Source organism: Photobacterium proteolyticum (assembly GCF_001939735.1).
Classification (GTDB): domain Bacteria; phylum Pseudomonadota; class Gammaproteobacteria; order Enterobacterales; family Vibrionaceae; genus Photobacterium; species Photobacterium proteolyticum.
Genome location: NZ_MJIL01000048.1, coordinates 222692 through 240128 on the forward strand (window position 1 = coordinate 222692; position 17437 = coordinate 240128).

7 protein-coding genes are annotated in these 17437 nt (G+C 51.3%); 1 reads left to right on the forward strand and 6 read right to left on the reverse strand.

Annotation, left to right across the window (positions count from 1 at the left end; all coding sequences use genetic code 11):
- Window positions 1-25: 25 nt before the first annotated feature.
- From BIT28_RS05360 to fabD, 4 genes are read right to left on the reverse strand one after another with little or no spacing between them, the layout of a single operon-like run.
- Window positions 26-3568, reverse strand: coding sequence for a beta-ketoacyl synthase N-terminal-like domain-containing protein (locus BIT28_RS05360; protein ID WP_075762611.1), 3543 nt, complete (start codon window positions 3566-3568; stop codon window positions 26-28).
- 19 nt (window positions 3569-3587) lie between these two features.
- Window positions 3588-8336 carry a type I polyketide synthase gene (locus tag BIT28_RS05365; RefSeq protein WP_075762612.1) on the reverse strand — a complete coding sequence of 1583 codons (4749 nt, stop codon included), beginning with the start codon at window positions 8334-8336 and terminating at the stop codon, window positions 3588-3590.
- A gap of 41 nt (window positions 8337-8377) precedes the next feature.
- A complete protein-coding gene (locus tag BIT28_RS05370; RefSeq protein ID WP_075762613.1) occupies window positions 8378-12958 on the reverse strand; it encodes an SDR family NAD(P)-dependent oxidoreductase in 4581 nt (1526 codons plus the stop codon).
- Window positions 12959-12962: 4 nt separating this feature from the next.
- Window positions 12963-14225: an ACP S-malonyltransferase gene (fabD, locus tag BIT28_RS05375; RefSeq protein ID WP_075762614.1), complete on the reverse strand. Its 1263-nt coding sequence runs from the start codon at window positions 14223-14225 to the stop codon at window positions 12963-12965.
- 242 nt (window positions 14226-14467) lie between these two features.
- Here fabD and BIT28_RS05380 point away from each other — a divergent pair, with 242 nt between their 5' ends.
- Entirely contained in the window at window positions 14468-15196 is a 729-nt protein-coding gene (locus BIT28_RS05380) for a thioesterase II family protein (RefSeq protein ID WP_175577490.1), read from the forward strand.
- A 41-nt stretch (window positions 15197-15237) separates the two neighbouring features.
- On the opposite strand, the gene BIT28_RS05385 is transcribed toward BIT28_RS05380, so the two are convergent.
- Both BIT28_RS05385 and BIT28_RS05390 read right to left on the reverse strand, forming a co-directional pair.
- A complete protein-coding gene (locus BIT28_RS05385; RefSeq protein WP_175577491.1) occupies window positions 15238-16299 on the reverse strand; it encodes an SGNH/GDSL hydrolase family protein in 1062 nt (353 codons plus the stop codon).
- 279 nt (window positions 16300-16578) lie between these two features.
- Complete coding sequence (locus BIT28_RS05390) at window positions 16579-16884, reverse strand: MliC family protein (RefSeq protein ID WP_075762616.1); 306 nt, start codon at window positions 16882-16884, stop codon at window positions 16579-16581.
- Window positions 16885-17437 lie beyond the last annotated feature (553 nt).

A 17437-nucleotide genomic window follows, 5' to 3' on the forward strand; every position in this document is an offset into this window, starting at 1 on the left:
TTAACGGCTAGCAGCGCTCACCGACTCACTCAACCAGATGATGCAGGAAGGCACCAAATTGCTCGGAAAGCTTCCTGATCGTATCGATATGGTGAATTTTTCGGTTGTACCCCCAGATCATCGTCAACTGACCGTTTTGGATGCTACCGCGCACATCGAGAATATCCGCATGCACCAGATGATCATCATCCACCTCAATAGAAATACCATCGACAACACGTACCGGGCTGTCCTCATCCACTTCGAACATATCCCCCAGATAGTTGATCGATACCTGCTTGCGCAGGTAGTCATACCGACTGCCCGGCTCGCGAGTCTCGATATTCTGGGTAATAAAGTTCCCGCATCCCTTGGCCGGCAGCGACAATAACTGCGACTGAATATCCTGCAGGTAAGCCAGCGGTGACTCACTCGGTCGATGCTGCAACACAAAGTCGCAACCCACCGCAAACAGCCCCAGCGTCTGGGTAAAGTCATGGCTACGGTCATGGATCACATCACGCCCGGTGATCACGTTATGGATTTCTACCCACTCCCCTTTGGTCCAACCGGCAACAGTGTGGGCCAGTGCCGCAACCAGAAGATCCAGCACCGTCACCTGGTGCTGCTTCACCAGCACCCGGCAGAGCTTGTCGGTAGTCTCCTTGTCGAACACCTGCTTATGCTCTTCCTTGGAATAGCGATAGTTAATGCCGTCGGCATAGTCTTGCGGAAGCAGAGGAAGATCCTGCAATGGCGTCTCGGTCATAAACCGTGTCTGTTCATCGCTGATTTCACGCGCATAGCGCTGACTTTCCTGGATAAACTGGAAATACGACAACGGTTTGCTGCCAAGGGTGAGCGGGCCGCCATGGGTCACCTGGTTGTACAGGGTCAGCAAACTTCCCATATAGAGGTTGAGGGAGAAGGCATCCATCAGTACATGGTGGAAATAAGCCGCAAGATAGTCCGGCTTACCTTCGCCCTGAGTGAAGACCGTAACGGTATACAAGGGTCCCGATGCCAAATCCAGGGCACACAGCTTGCTGTTGACTGTTTCCTCGATAAACCTTTTATGATCCTGTTCGGGAACTTCAGATATATCAATGTGCTGAAAGTTAACCGCTTCACCTTCGGGAGCAATAGCCTGGTGCCACTGGCCGTCAGTCTTGACAAATCGTGCCCGCAACATATCGTAGTAGCCATCCAGGTACTGCACGGCATCACGCACTCGCTCCGGTACCAGCGAGTATTGTACGGACAGCACCACACCCACGGTGAGGTGGCCCGGATTCTTGAGGGTATCACTGATCCCCAGCATAAAGGCCTGCGTCGAGCTGATAGGCTGCTCGCCGGTGATCATCTCCTGTATCGGAGCCAGTGCCTGAATGTCAGATTCCGGTTTTTCTTCCAGCACCGCCGCCAGCGCCTCGATAGTCTGATACTGATACAGCAGCTCAGGTTTGACTGTTTTATGCAGGTTATGACTCAAGCTCTGAACCAGAACGGCTGCACTCAGGGAGTTACCGCCATAATCCACAAAGCTCTGATCGATGGCGATGGTCTCAAGGCCAAAGAGCTCCCCCCATATCGCCCCGATGGCCTGCTCGGTCTCACTGTAATAGCCCTCCTCTCGGCCGTTCAGGCGCACTTGCTGCAGCGGCTGCAACGGTTGCTCCATGTGCTCTTCTGCCAACTCGCTATCAGGCCGGAAAGGACGCAGGGAGGATTTCGGTGCCCAGCAGCGCTCGGTATTTCTCGGATAACCCGGCAGGCTTATCCGCCTGAAAGCATGCCCGTCATACAGCGACGACCAGTCAACCTGCTTGCCGGCACGGTAAAGCGCCTCAACCTGCTCTAGAAGATGAATCTCACGACCTGCACCTGCCGGAGGCATTACCAGTCCCTGCTTTGACGTCGGAATAGGCGCCAACACATGGTAAACAGCCCCCTCCTGAGCACTGGATTCCCAGTTATCACCAAGATCTCTACGAGCCGCCTCCAGCCTTTGCAGGCACTCGGTACGAGAGGCAAACGCTAGCGTGATCACATGGCTGCGAAGCTGGCGACCGGTATTGGCCGTATAGCACAACGCCCCCAAATCAAGCTGCTCGTCCTGACAGATACGAGTATGCATGGCACTCAGCTGTCTTTTCAGCTTATCGATGTCATCGGCCGTCACCGTCAGCAGCAGCGGCACGTCAGGCTGTTCAAACGCGGGAGCCTGATATTCCTCAATCACCATATGGCAATTGGTCTTGGTCATACTAAAGGCACTGACACCAACCAGTTTTGGCTTGTCAGGCTGCGGCCAGTCGGTCAGGCGATCCTGGATATAGACCGGTGACTGCTCCAGCTGCAGATGGTGATTGGGAACATGAAAGTTAGGCGAGGCCGGCAACTTGTTATGCTTCATGGCCAGCAGAACCTTAACCACTCGCGCCAGACCCGATACCCCGGCGGTGTGACCAATATTAGCCATCAGAGAGCCCATCCCACAGAACTGCTTCTTCTTGGTATACGGCTTGAAGGCGCTGATAATCGAGGACAGCTCAATCGAGTCGCCTAAATGGGTTCCGGTACCATGGGCCTCGATGTAATCCAGCTCTTCGGGATTAATTTTCCCGTCCTGCCAGGCCTTCTGCATCACCTTGCTCTGCCTTACAGCCTGCCCGTCATGGTTAACAGCAGTTCCGCGGATCACACCATAGATGTTATCGCCCGCCTCGATGGCTTTTTGCAGCGGTTTGACAATCACACTACAGGCGCCTTCCCCCCAGAGCATGCCGTTGGCATTATCATCGAACGCGGCACTGCGTTCCGACGTTGCATTCATGCCTTCCATGCCGTCGGCCACATCGCTCTTGTAGAGGTTAAGCAGGTTAACGCTGGCGACAATTGCCTGCTCGCAGGAATTGTCACGGATGGCGTTAACAGCAGCATCCAGCGCCACCAGCCCGGAGGAGCAGCCCGTATCCATCGCCAGGCAAGGCCCGTCAACATTAAGCGCGGCGGCAATACGGCCCGGGAACCAACCGGTCATCGAGCCCATACTGCTGTAAAGGCTCTGCTCGCGGATATAACGGTCAAGGTTAAACTTGCCATTACTGTCCACCCCGACAAACACACCGGTATGGGTATTCACCCACTGTTGCGGACTGTATCCCGCATCATCGATAGCCTGCCACGCTGCCAGCATTAACTCCCGCTGACCCGGATCCATCAACTGGGCTTCCTTGGCCAATAGGGAAAACTCGCCGGCATCAAACTTATCGATATCGCTTAGCAAGTTGTTGATACAAATTTCGGCATCTTTCGGCACGGCCGGATCGCCGAACAAATAGTGCATGTCTGCGTGCCGGTTAGGCGAATACTCCCCGCCACCGGTCTTCTCCTGTACCAGCTTCTGCCAAAACGCCAGCGGCGTTTCGGCAGCAGAGAAGTGACAGGAGATACCGACAATCGCTACGTCGGTCCTGGCGCGGGTTGCACCAAGCGCCTTGATCAGCGCCAGTGCATGAGCTTTGTCAAACTTCCCCGCCTGGACCTGTTCCAGCAGATACCGGGCTAGTGCTTTGTTATCACTCATATCGGTCTCTCCGTATCTATTATTCAACAGCTTGTAGGATGTCATCGATAGAGGAGTCACCACTATCCAGCCCGTCGAGCATTGCCATCAGTTCATCGTCATCAGGCTGCGCCTTGGCGGCAGGCTCTTCTTCCTCGCCTCCGTTGAGGTAATCAGCCATCATGGCCACTGACGGATAGGAGTAGATATCGGTGATATCAAACTGGCCCGGGAAGCGTTGCTCAAGCGCCCTTTGCAGCTCGATCGCCAGGATTGAATCCCCGCCCAGACTGGTGAAAGTATCGTAGATATCAATCTCTTTCAGACCCAGGGTTGTAGCCCAGATAACCGCCAGTTGCTGAGTATTTTCATTGGCAGCCCCCTGCTCGAAGCCGGTCAGGGTTACATCCGCCGCATCCACGGCTTCAGGTGAACTGGCCGGGTTCTTGGCTTGATTCTTGGCTTGGCTGTCTTTGTCGGCATGCTTACGAACCTGCTGGCTGATCCCGTCAGACAAAGGCACGATAGAACCGCGTTCGTCAAAGACAGACAGATTCAGGCGACCGCTACACAATACCGGCAGGTTGCTATCAAGCATGGTATCGAGCATATCCAGGGCTTCGGCATCCCCCAGACCGTAGACATAGGTGCCTTCGCCCGAACCGACGCCGTGCTCAACCGCCATACCGGTTTCCATCCAAGGTGCCCAGTTGATCGCCAGAGCTCGGCGCCCCTGCTGCATGAGATTTTCTGCATAAGCATCCATGAAGCTGTTTGCTGCGGTATAGTCCGCCTGTCCCTGACCGGCAAACAGTGACGATATCGATGAGTAGAACACCATGAAGTCTGTTTCATCTTGTCGGGTCAGGCGATCAAGCAATACCGTACCGCGGATCTTAGGCAACAGAACCTTGTCGAAGACCGACTGATCTTTGTCCATGATCAGGCCACGTCCCGCGGCACCGGCACAGTGGAATACACCATTGATTCTGCCGTATAGCGATCTCGCCTTGTCGAGGGCAGCAGCCAGTGAGACTTCATCAGTTACATCGGCGCTAAAGTACTGCACATGGCTGCCAGCCACCTCGATGGTACTCAGGGCTTCACCCACCTTATCCATACGAGGATCGTCAGGATTCAACGGCGAACGGCTCATCAACACAAGATTGACTGGCTGCTTGCCGGCAAGGTGAACCGCCGTCTCCAGGGCCAGCCCGCCCGAACCACCGGTGATCACATAGCAGCCGTCAGATTTTAGCGAAAGCGGCTCTGAACCCAGCTCGGTCGGATTGACAATACCAAACTGCGGCAAGTAACGTTCTTCGTCCCGGAAGGCTACGCTGAACGGCCCCTCGGCATTGGCAAACTCTGCCGCCAGAGATTCAACGCTGGTATGCAAGTCAGTATCAATAACCCGGGTAGCGACTTTCCCGTATTCCATTTTAATGGATTTACACAAGCCCTCGACAGCTCTGCCATAAGCATTGACCTGTTGTTCCGAGGAGATCTGCTGCGCCTGGTGGGTCAATACCGAGAAGGCGACGTCGCTGTTAATTTTGTTCGCCAGCATGGCTTTGATGGTATAGATAACACTGTAAATGCCCTTGCTTAGCAAGGCGTCGTCATCCGGAGTAGAATTGACCAGGAAGCCGTGAACAACATGGGCTACAGGCTCGGCAGCCAGCAACTCGAAGAGCGCCAGATAGTCAGCCTCGCTGTCTCCAACGGTGTAGGTATTATCATCTACCTTGGCAACCTGATCGCCCAGCGTCACATCAATCACCGTGGCACCACGATGCTCGAACGCAGACTTGAGCTGACGGCTACGTGCATCCCCTGAGTTAAGGAAGATCAGACGCCCTGGCATTTCCGCTCTCGGGCTGTCAGCCGCCTCGGCCTGCCAGTCGACACGATAGAAGGCCGATCCTTTGTCGTTCTGAACCTGGAAGCGCTTACGGTCAACCCGCTTGATGTTGTAATCTGTCATCTCGGCAAGAATGTTGCCCTCGACATCACACAAGGTCAGATCAAAGGTCAGTGTTTCATTGTGTCCGCTTCGAGAGCTCTTAAGACGAGTCACGGTGTAAAACTCAGCAGGCAGCGGTGCGTAGACCTTCATCGACGTATAGATATACGGCAGATACATAGTGCCCGGAATGATAGTCTGGCTAAAACCGTTGGCACTCTGATCCAGCAGGCTCGGATGGAGGTAGTAGGTATCCAAGTCCGGCCAGAATTCCGTCGCCAGTTTGTTGTTATGGATAAACTCGTTCTCGCCTACCCACTGACGCTCGGAACACCGCCAGCGAGGTCCGAAGGAGAAGTCAGTGTTATTACTGTACATGCTATCCTGAGCTTCCTTGCCTGCTTTTAGCGCCTCGAGATCGACACGGTACTCTGGCACAGACGTCAGCTGGCGCAGTGAGCCACTGATGTGCTTGATCCAGTCAGAACCGTTATAGCTGATCACCTCGATATCAACGCCCTGATCACGGTGCGTCACCACAAACTGGACTTCGTAGCCATCAGTCTCTGGTGTCACAACCAGCGGTGCCAGGAAGGCCATATTGGTAATCTCGACCGGCACCTCTCCCCAGTAGTAAACGGCAATCTGCTTGAAGGCCTCGACATAGGCTGTGCCCGGAAGGATATTGATCCCCAGGATCAGGTGCTCGGTCAGCGGCCAGTGATCTTCGAGCGACAGCTCGGTCGTAAAGATATCCTTGTCCCTGCTCGATACGGCCAGTCTGTGCAGCAGCGGATGGATGTTTTCCTGTACCTTGCCGGCACCGCGGAAGGCATCAATCATGGCTGGCTCGGGCCAGAATTCCTTGCGATCATACGGATAGACCGGCAGCCTAACGCGCTGGCAAGGCGATGAGTAAAGCTTGTCGAAGGCAATGTCGGCCCCTTTGACATAGTAACTGGCCAGGAAGGTCTGCTTGATCACCGAGACGGCCGGTTTCGCGGTCAGATCCGTAATAAGTTGCGCCGCCATCCTGCTGTGATCTTTCTTTTCGTGCTCGGTCAGCTCACCCTGCTCCCGCTGACGCTTGCTGTCGCTGACAACCTTATGTTCAGCAAACAGGAACCAGTCTTCGGTGCATTCTTCGTAGCCTGACTCAATCACAGCCCGGATCTTGGCGCGCAGATCAGACACAGAGCTGGCAATGATCATGGCGCGCAGGTTGTAGTGCCCACGGCCGGTCGAGGCGGTATAACAAACATCCTGAATAGCCAGGTTGTCGCCCTCGGCATCAAAATAGGTCAGATAGTTTTTCAGCAAAGCCTCAAACGACTGGACTGACTTAGCCGATATCGGGAACAGATATGAAGTCTCTGTCACTTCGTTACGGGCCGGCTGAGCAGGCGCCTCCTGCACCACGACATGACAGTTGGTGCCGCTAAATCCGAACGAGTTGACCCCTGCGGTTCGCGGTACATCGCCGATGGTCTGCCAGGGGGCCATTTCGCTTGACACATACACCGGAGAATTGGGGAAGTTTATGAACTGGTTCGGCTTTTCAAAGTTAATTGTCGACGGCAATTTTTTCGCCTGCAAAGCCATGACAACCTTGATCAGTCCGGCGATACCCGACGCCCCGACAAGGTGCCCCATGTTCGATTTTGCCGTCCCGATAGCACAGAACTGCTTCTTGTTGGTAAAGCGCTTGAAGGCATTGCTGAGCGCCTTGATCTCAATCGGATCGCCCAGCGCCGTCCCGGTGCCGTGAGCCTCTATGTAACTAACCTGCTCAGGGTTGATCTCGGCATCTTTCCAAGCTTTGACCAGCATTTCTTCCTGAGCAAGTGCATTTGGCGCCGTATAGCCATTGGAACGACCGTCGTTATTGGCAGCACTACCCTTGATAACCGCGTAAACCCGATCACCGTCCTTGATTGCCTGCTCCAGAGATTTGAGCATCACAACACCGGCCCCTTCACTCCAGACAGTTCCGTTGGCACGGTCATCAAACGTCTTAACGATACCGTCAGCCGACTCATAGGTCGCCAAAGAGGTATCTGCGCCAATTACCGGGTTGTACTGCACGCCGCTGACCCCGCCGGCAAGTGCCATCTCACACTCTCCGCTACGAATGGCCATACAGGCCTGGTGGACAGAAACCAAACCGGCAGAGCAGGCGGTATCCGTGACGATACTCGGCCCTTTCAGGTCAAACAGGTACGAGATCCGGCTAGACAGGATCCCGGTCCATGTACCCGTCACCCCGAGTGGCTCGTCCTCGACCATAATGTCAAAGCTCAGGCTCTTGGTATGGTTACGGCCGATAAAGACACCGGTATTCGAACCGAGGATCTTTTCGCCGCCATAACCGGCATCTTCCATCGCGTGATAGACCTCCTCGAGGAAAATCCGCTGGATCGGATCGATAACCGCCGCTTCACGAGGAGAAATACCAAATACACTGGCATCAAACTCATGAATTTGCTCAAAGTATCCCTGCTTCTGGTAGTTAATTTTATCTTCGCGAAAATCGGTAATCGCCCGATCGGGGTACTGCTTGTTGAAAACGTTTTCAATGTAATACTGAATCGCCTTCTTGCGTGCCTCGGGTAAATCTCGGATTAAGTTGGTACCACGAACAATGTTGCCCCAGTAGGCTTCTTTGTCCGGACCGCCGGGGAATCGCCCAGCCATCCCGATGATGGCGATATCTTTGCTCTTCTTCTCGCCACTTTGCAGTTCGTTAAGCAGCTTCTTGGCTTCTTCCTTCGATAAGGTATTGTTTGCCACTTGGCTGAATATGTATTTTTTTAAGTCAGACATAACGCTTCCTTGACCCTTAATATCTCATTCTGTATCGATAACTAGTTAAATGACTTCGCATTCGCTTCTTCGACCGAAATATCCCCGGACTCCAACTGGCTCAGTAAGGTATCCAGATCGGTATCATCGTCTTCAGGCTCGTGTTCCTGCGGTTCAGGAGGTTGGATCAAGGGACGAATGTACTCTGCAAGCTGCGAAACGGTGGGATAGGTGAAAATATCAGTGACATCTATGATGTTGCCGAACTCTTTCTCGAGTAACTGAATCACTTTGACCGCCAGGATGGAATCGCCACCGAGGCTGAAGAAACTATCAAAGAGGTCGACTTCGCCAAGACCAAGCACCGAGGCCCATACGGCAGCAACAGACTGGTGAATGTCATCCGTCGCCAGATCGCCGCCTCCCTTGAGGACAATAGGTTCATCAGCCGGTATGGTTTGTTGCCGTGTGGTTTGTTGCGGTCTGGTATTCTGAAGCGAAAAGCCCAGTGTCACCGGGAGCTCCTCCACGGGCTGGTCATAGGATGGATTGAGCTGTCCCGGCATCACAGTGCCCTGACTACCGCTTGCAAGCAGGCTCTCGAAAGCAGCCATTCCCTGCTGGGTCGTCAGTGGTGCCATCAGACCGTCAAACTTGGCCTGCTTGTCGACAGCCATCCCGATCTCGGACCAGGCCGGCCACTGAATCGACAAGGCCGGTAGCCCTTGCTGGCGGCGCTGTTCAGCCAACCCGTCAAGCCAGGCGTTAGCGTAGGTGTAATCAGACTGTCCCATGCCGGCAAATACCGCCGTGACCGATGAGTACAGAACGAAAAAGTCCAGATCGTCTTCTCGGGTCAACCTGTCCAGTACATGAGCACCGGCAATTTTGGCCTGGGTAACCTGACGGAATTCAGCCTCGTCCTTGCGGAAGATGAACCCGTCCCCCGCCAGTCCCGCGGTATGGACCACACCGCCTATTCCATCACAACGTTGGCGGGCCTGGGCCAGTACTGACGCTATGCCATCGACATTGGCGACATCAAGCTGGTGATGCTCAACCGTTGCTCCCTGGCCCCGTAACTGCTCGATAAGCATTTTGAGCTGGTGAGACTTAGCACTGTTGCCTTGGGGATCGGTCCGGCTAATCAGACATAGGTGGCAGGCGGCCTGAGCCGCAATGGCCAACGCAGCCTGCCGAGCCAGTGCGCCAGATGCCCCTGTTATCACGTAGCTCTTTGCGGCAGTGATCACCGGTGACGGTGCTGCTTGAGGCATCTGACGCGGCTGCAGAACAGGCTGGTAACAGCATTTATCCCGCCATACCAACATCTGATAGCCTGCTGTCGGGTAGAGCAAAGGCAGTATTTCAGCTACCGGCGTATCTGATTGCACATCAATACAGCTCACCGAGACATGGTGCAGCTCCTGGCTAACCACCTTTGCCATGGCATATATCGCGTGTACAGCCGGATCTACGGCGGTCGCGAACTCTAAAGCAAACCCGTTCGCAGCAATAATGTTTAACTGAAGTGGCTGCTTGCGCAGGCTCTGTACCAGCAGTTTGGTAAAGCGGAACAGCTCAACGGCCGTTTCCTCGACAGCTGTCATGCCATCACCGGCGTGATTACCGAGGCAGAATACGACCCTGTCGGCAGCGACAAGAGACGCACTATTCTGTTTCAGCACTTCAAGGTTTTTGTAACTTATAACCCGGTTACTCTGCGACAGCGCCGTTGCTAACGACGATAGCATTCCGTTCGGCTCAGCTCCCAGCAGGACAATATCCTCCCCTTCAGGGGAACGGGATTGTGAAAGCTCCTGAGGTAGCAGTACGGTCTCGAAACCGTCACCCGGTTCGGCACGGAAATTCTGCTTGTACTGCTTGATGACATAGTCCCGGATAACCATAACGGGTTCGTTGTCCGGACCGACAATGTCGATATCATATTTCACCGTTTCCGGTGCCGGATCCTGGCCTTTTTTCATCGTCAGCAAGGCCGAGAACTGAGCAGGAAGCGCTTTGTAGACCTTAATCGAGCGGTAGGAAAACGGCAGGTAGGTATCGGTCCCCGCAAGCCCGTTGGCAATATTGACACAGTGATCCATCAGTGCAGGGTGAATATGATAGTCAGCCACCTCGCCGACAAAACGCCGATCAAGCGAGAACTCGCCAAGTACCTGATGCTGGTACCGGCAGGCTCGAGTCAAACTGTCCCAACGCGGGCCGACATCACTGACTTCCTGCTGGTTGATCTGGGCTTCGGTAACCGCCTCAAAGTTAGCGAGGCTGGCTCCTTCCGGTATCATTACGTCGGAAGTATCAGGCTGACAGCGGTGGATCTCACCCTGGGCGTAGGTGATCCAGTCCCCTCCCTGATGCCCCGTCACAATAAACCGCTCGTGATTGTCTTCATGGATCATCACCAGTTGAATATCACGAGGGGAATGTTGCTCGACAATCACCGGCTGTAAGAAGATAACCTTACGCAGCTCAACGGCTTCATGCCCCAGGTAACTTGTCGCCAGCGCCGAGGCCATTTCAACATAGGTCGTCCCGGGAATAATGTAGTTGCCATCAATGATGTGCTCGTTCAGTACCCAGTGCTTGTCGACATCAAACCGCGTCATGAAAATCGTACGGTCATAGGAGTCAGCCAGAACACAGTCAACCAGAGGATGGTTGACCTCACGCTCACCACGCAGCTTCACAGACTTAGGCAAAGAAACCCAGCAACGCTTGGCCTCAAAGGGATAGGCAGGCAAAGATAGACGCTGATATGCGCCACCTTTGTACAAGGAGTTCCAGTCAATATCGGCACCTTGCAGGTATAACTCGGCAACCTCTTGATCAATCCGGCTTGTTTCCCCGTTCAGTCTGCCTCTGACTGTGTCGGTTAGCTGACGGAGATCATCATCCGTAAGCTCTCCCCGAGAGCGAACCTGTTTGCTTGGCGGAACAACCTTGTGATAGCCGTACATAGGGCTGTCTGACAGGTCTCCGGATTGTAGCTGCTGCAGCTGTTGGCGCAGATCCACCAGACTTTCAACGCACAGAAGAAGGCGATGTGCATGATGAGAACGTCCACAGGCCAAGGTAAAGGCCTGATCTCTCAAAGACTCCGCCCCCAAAGGGGCTGACAGCCAAGCGGCGTAGTCAGCAACAACTCGCTCCAATGCTGGCAGGCTGGCAGCAGATAGCGGTATCCAGTAAGCAGTCTCCGTCGGTGCAGCGATTAACGCGGCATTGCCTGTTTCGCAGTCGCTTACATCGAGGGAATACTCTTCAAAAATCGCATGGGCATTCGTTCCGCTCAGACCGAAAGCACTGAGGGCAGCGCGGCGTGGAAATGCCGTCTGTGGCCATTTGGAACAGGTATCATTGACATATAATGGGCTATCGATGAAATCAATTTCTGCGTTAGGCGACAAAAAGTGCAGGGTCGCAGGCAGTGTCTTGTGCTTGAGCGCCATGATAAGTTTAATCATCCCGCCCATGGCTGCCGCATGATCCAGATGGCCAATATTGCTTTTGACCGCACCAATCGCACAATACTGCCTTTTATCGCTGAATAATCGGTAGGCTTTGTTAATCGCTGACAGCTCGATAGGGTCTCCCAGTTTGGTGCCCGTTCCATGCGCCTCGTATAAGGCAATGGTTTCCGGATCGATATCCCCTTTTCTCAGGACATCCTGGAGAAGCTGGTGCTGGGCATCGGCATTGGGCGCCGTAATTCCTACCGAACGGCCGTCCTGACTAACCCCAGTAGACTTCACCACGGCGTAGATATGATCGCCATCTCGCTCAGCCTCACTCACTGACTTGAGGATCAACGAAACAACACCTTCCCCAGATCCAATACCATCCGAACGCTCATCAAAGGTTTTGCAGCGCCCTGAAACAGAACGCAGCCCCAATTCATTTTCATCGGCTAGCGGCAGCAGACGGACCTTAACGCCTCCGAGCAAGGCCATCGTGCACTCTTTCTTCTGCAACGACTGACAAGCCAAATGCAAGGCGGTCAAGCAGGAAGAACAGGCCGTATCAACAACAAGGCTTGGACCTTTCAGATCCAGGATATAAGCCAGCCGGCTCGCTATAACCGACTGAATATTGCCGGCTTCAGATAACTTATCGGCACTATCAGGCGCGATCTGCTCGACGTATTGACGGTATGTGGGGTCGAAATCGCTATTGAACCCAACAAAAATGCCCACCTTGCTCCCTGACAATACCGCCTTGCCATAACCGGCATCCTCAAAAGCACGCCACGAACTTTGCAATAACAGGCGCTGGTTGGGATCCATGCCGCACGCCTCGTTATAGGACAAGTTAAAAAACTCGTGGTCGAACTGATCGACATGCTCAAGGAAAGCCGCTGGATAAAAGCTGGCATCACCTTGTTCGCTTTTTCCGGCATCTAACGCACGAGAACCCGGAAACGGGCGAATGAAGTCTTTGTCTTGCTGAAGCTTATGCCAGAAATCCTCTAACCGATCGGCATCGCCAATACGGCAGTCTATGCCGATAATCGCAATATCTTGATGGCGTGAACGAGACTGAGCTCTCGCTTGTAAAGGCGGCGAATCGGGTTTCGGGGGCTTTTTCTCCCCCTTGTTCACTTTAAGAAAATCATTGAACATCCGACTAACCCACTAATTCTGAAACAGAAAAATCAGTGATCAAGGTATTCAGCTGTACTTCGTCGGCGACCTGGTTAAAACGCTGAAGCTGTTCGTGATGCGATACGCCCTTGGTATCCAGAATGGTCTTTAACAGACTCAAAGCTTGCTGTGCCGTATCAGCCGTCACGTCACCGGCCTCATTCAACGCTTTCAATGCGTTATATGGCTGAACAGCTCCTCTCTCATACGCTTCAATATCGTCATTGGTATTACGGGTACTAACCGCTACAGCCATGCATTTATTGAACACATTGATATTCTGTTCCTGGTTAAACTGAGCCCGCTCTGAGCGGTTCATTACCAAGGCACTTAAGTGCTCACGATCGGCCTTGAGATCATAAGAAAGGGCTTCGACGGCATAATAATGTTTCGCCAGCTTTTTCAATACCGAGCCAGGTCCAAGCTCCAGTGCCAGACTAATACATTCCTGCTGGATATAATCCATCGTTTGCCTCCAGCAAACAGGACTTACTAACTGATCAACCAACAGCTGCTTAATCTCACTTGATCCCTTGTATGCCTGGCCTGTTACGTTTGAAATAACCGGGCAGACAGGTTCGGCAAAGGTATATTTCGCAATTTCCTGCTCAAAATGATCAGCAGCAGCCTGCATCAACGGCGAATGGAAGGCCCCGCTAACTCTTAGCCGTTGGTTTTTGATGTTAAGATCATCGAAATATTGCTGGATAGCCTCAATGCCATCAACCGACCCCGAAACAATAATCTGATCACCGGCATTGAAATTGGCTGGCGCAACGACTGTACTACCCCCCGAAGCCTGCTCGCAGTATTGCTTCACAAGAGCTTCGTCAGCACCAATAACTGCCAGCATTGCACCCTGGCTATTGGCTGCCGCCTCTGCCATTAGTCTGGCGCGTTGCTCAACCAGTTTTAATGCATCAGAAAATGACAATACACGACTTGCAACCAAGGCGGCATACTCGCCCAGGCTATGACCGGCTACTGCGGATGGCATGATGCCGTATTCACTCTCAAACTGACGATACAACGCAACATTCATTGTCAAAATGGCTACCTGGGCATTTTCAGTCTGTGTTAATACCTCCGGGGAAGACTCAAAACACAGCTTGGCTATATCTCTATCTAATACTTCAGAAGCTTCAACAAATGTATTATTAACGACAGGATTTAATTTAAATAACTCCTGACCCATACCAATATATTGAGACCCTTGACCAGGAAACAATAACGCAACTTTTCTCATGCCTAACCTCTGAAAAATATTAAATTAAAAGATATCCAGTTATATTTACCACACCAAGAGATATAGTAATCAACAAGCATTGTTACATCTGGAAACACCTCAAGAAATTAAACGAAAAGCTAATAACACAGCATACAAATTGCGATTCACATCCAAAAAACAGAATAAAACAAAAATAATAGCTAGATAAACAATAAAGAAAGATATTATTAGATAATCTTTTCGTTACTTAAATGATTAAAATGTCAAAATGGTACTCAAGATATAATTCAGACAATGCAAAAATCCGAATCATTTTCCTTCCCTATGCCGGAGGGAGCGCCTCTATTTATCAAGATTGGGTAAACCAACTTCCCCCAGAGGTGGAGGCAGTTCTTGTTCAACTGCCTGGGCGAGCAAATAGATTCAGTGAAGCATTAATATCCCAAATGGGCAAACTTGTCCCTGAGCTTGGTAGTGCCTTACTAGAACTGGAGCCGAGGCCCTACATTATATTTGGCCACAGCATGGGCGGACGGATTGGCTATCAGCTATTGGAGTTTTTCAAGGAAAAAGAACAGCCTTTACCCATGCACTTTATCGCATCAGGGTGTAAGGCCCCACACCAGATAAGACACAAGTCAGGAAGCTATTTATTACCAGAAAAAGAGTTTGTTCAAGAGATAGAAAGACTCAATGCAACACCTCATGAAATACTTGAAAATAAAGAACTTCTCAATATCTGCATTAATATTCTAAGAGCAGACTTTGAAGTTGCAGACTACCAAACGGAACACCCTGAGAATAAATATGATATTCCATTTACTCTGTTGTTTGGATTGCTCGATGAAGAAGTGAGCTTAGATGATATCGAGGAGTGGAGGTTACATTTCAATGGAAACATCAATGTGAAATTATTCAATGGCGGTCATTTTTTTATTAACTCACATACAGACAAGGTAATTAATGAGATTAATAAATTATGCTATTAAATAGAGAGGGGTGACCCTCTCTATTTGAAGAAGCTCTCAAACTAATCAAGCAATGATAGCTCTTCTATTCTCTTAACCAAATTATCAGCCATCACTCGATGCTCAGATTCAATAGGGTGCCCCATACATCCTAAATGTTCAGTCATATAATAATGACTATACACATCTTCAATATTTCGAGCAGCCAGCTGTGCTTCTACTGCACCCATTGGCTCTTTGAACCAATCTTTTGAAATCATCAGAATAGGAACATCACCATACCGAGCTCGCTGCTGAAGAATAAAGTCAACATAGGTATTCACCCAGACATCGAAAAAAGTGCCCATATCAGGCCAAGGTTCACCGGGCTGCAAGGGTGTACTAAAGTCATTGCTTCCCAAGTTAATTACAACAAGGTCCGGATGACGATCTTGATACTCTTCGCCTGTATTAAAAATGGAGCCGGCCTTATTTTTGTAATGAGGAAGATTATGATACGGCTCACCACCGTTCCAGTTTCTTACCATCCCCAAACCGGAATAGGCAACTAAAGTGCGGCTAGCATCGAGCTCATCAGCAGCAATAGAAGCATAAGATAAACGCGCATTTGTCGTATCTATCACCTCTGCCGTTGTACACTCTCGCTTGTTAGATTCATTACCGTATCCCACGGTAATCGAATCACCATAGAACAAGATATGCGGTTGCTGTTCCCAGACACCTTCAATTTCGCCATCCGCTTCAAAGCTATCAACTCGGATCATGGCATCATAATTCTCATTACGTTTAATGAGCTCTACATGCACTTCCTCTTCCTCGGGGAAGTTCAAAAGATCATAGTTAGCCAAACCAGCAGATGTCTTTAGAATATGGCTAAACTCACCATCAACCATCACATCGAACTGTGTACCACGTCCATCTAAATTAACGGCCAACCGAGTACCGGAAAATTCAAACTGAATACTTGAACCAGGCCAACTCAGTTCGACATTGCCTTCGTTCCAGTCTTTGACGTGCCTCCCCTCGTAGTTAATTCGATAATCTGTTGCAGAGATCGTTGTAGCAAGCACATTACTACTTAGAACCACCGAAGCCATTAAAGTCGCCGCTTTTACCAGTGACATAACCATACCCTCCATGCACTTGGTTTCACAAAAGTTGCAACACGCTATCAAGATTCCTACTAAGTAACAATTCAGTAGCTAACGGATAAGTGTGAAATTTTATGTGTAATTGCAAGCATTCGGGACACCATACAACCAGCATGAAACGCATCTTATTTCACACATATCAATTGGAAGGTAATTCAATGTTCTAATCACAATACGATTCACTTTGATATTGCTATAAACAATATCATCAGCTAAAAGCAGACTGCTATATACATCCCAAGCAGTGATTATTTATTCCCTGGCAACACATCCCTCCAATCTAATCTCATTCCACTCAAGCATGGCTTCATCTCCCTTTGTGTATAGATAAGTACTGCCCTCCAGATCACGATACTGCGCCCCCGAAGCCGAGCGCCGTCTCTCAAGTGTTCGGGTATCATTCAAATAATTCACGATCGCAGACTCTGCGGTAGGGTACGTTAATGTGAAGTATTGCCCAGCCTGACAATCATAGGTGATCTCGGCCGGAAAGCTGCTCTGATCCGTCGTACACGCAACTAATGACCACAAACCGACAGCTAACACTATCTTTCGCATAATCTATCCCTCACAGGTTTTATTGATAAGTCTAGCAATAAGAAAGAGTTCTGAATCTTAGCGATGTACTAGAAGCGAGAATAAAGCGGCAAAGCCCAGACGTGAAAAAGCCCCGCGTTTTCTGCGGTGAGCTGTCGAAGAAGTAGCTAAGCGGTGAGCACGCCTAGTCCGGGCTTGCGCACAAGCGGGACTCTTTCGCACGAAGGCATACATTTCTTTAAGACGCAAAAAAGCCCAAGCATTTCGGCTTGGGCTTAGTATAAGTGGCGGAGCGGACGGGACTCAACGCGCACGGCCAGTGCCGCGACCTAGAGGCCGCAGGACTCTTGGGAGCGATATATAACAAAAAACCCTGCCGTTACCGACAGGGTTTCTTAATAAGTGGCGGAGCGGCCGGGGTCGCGATCGACCGGGACTCATTCAACCGCAGGTTGAACACAATCTTCAAACGTAAAAAAGCCCAAGCATTTCGGCTTGGGCTTAGTATAAGTGGCGGAGCGGACGGGACTCGAACCCGCGACCCCCGGCGTGACAGGCCGGTATTCTAACCAAC

Bases quoted from the DNA above. Each gene is read 5' to 3' on its own strand.
- BIT28_RS05360 (WP_075762611.1), bottom strand. From the start codon at position 3,568: ATGAGTGATAACAAAGCACTAGCCCGGTATCTGCTGGAACAGGTCCAG.
- BIT28_RS05385 (WP_175577491.1), bottom strand. From the start codon at position 16,299: ATGTCACTGGTAAAAGCGGCGACTTTAATGGCTTCGGTGGTTCTAAGT.
- fabD (WP_075762614.1), bottom strand. From the start codon at position 14,225: ATGAGAAAAGTTGCGTTATTGTTTCCTGGTCAAGGGTCTCAATATATT.
- BIT28_RS05380 (WP_175577490.1), top strand. From the start codon at position 14,468: ATGTCAAAATGGTACTCAAGATATAATTCAGACAATGCAAAAATCCGA.
- BIT28_RS05365 (WP_075762612.1), bottom strand. From the start codon at position 8,336: ATGTCTGACTTAAAAAAATACATATTCAGCCAAGTGGCAAACAATACC.
- BIT28_RS05370 (WP_075762613.1), bottom strand. From the start codon at position 12,958: ATGTTCAATGATTTTCTTAAAGTGAACAAGGGGGAGAAAAAGCCCCCG.
- BIT28_RS05390 (WP_075762616.1), bottom strand. From the start codon at position 16,884: ATGCGAAAGATAGTGTTAGCTGTCGGTTTGTGGTCATTAGTTGCGTGT.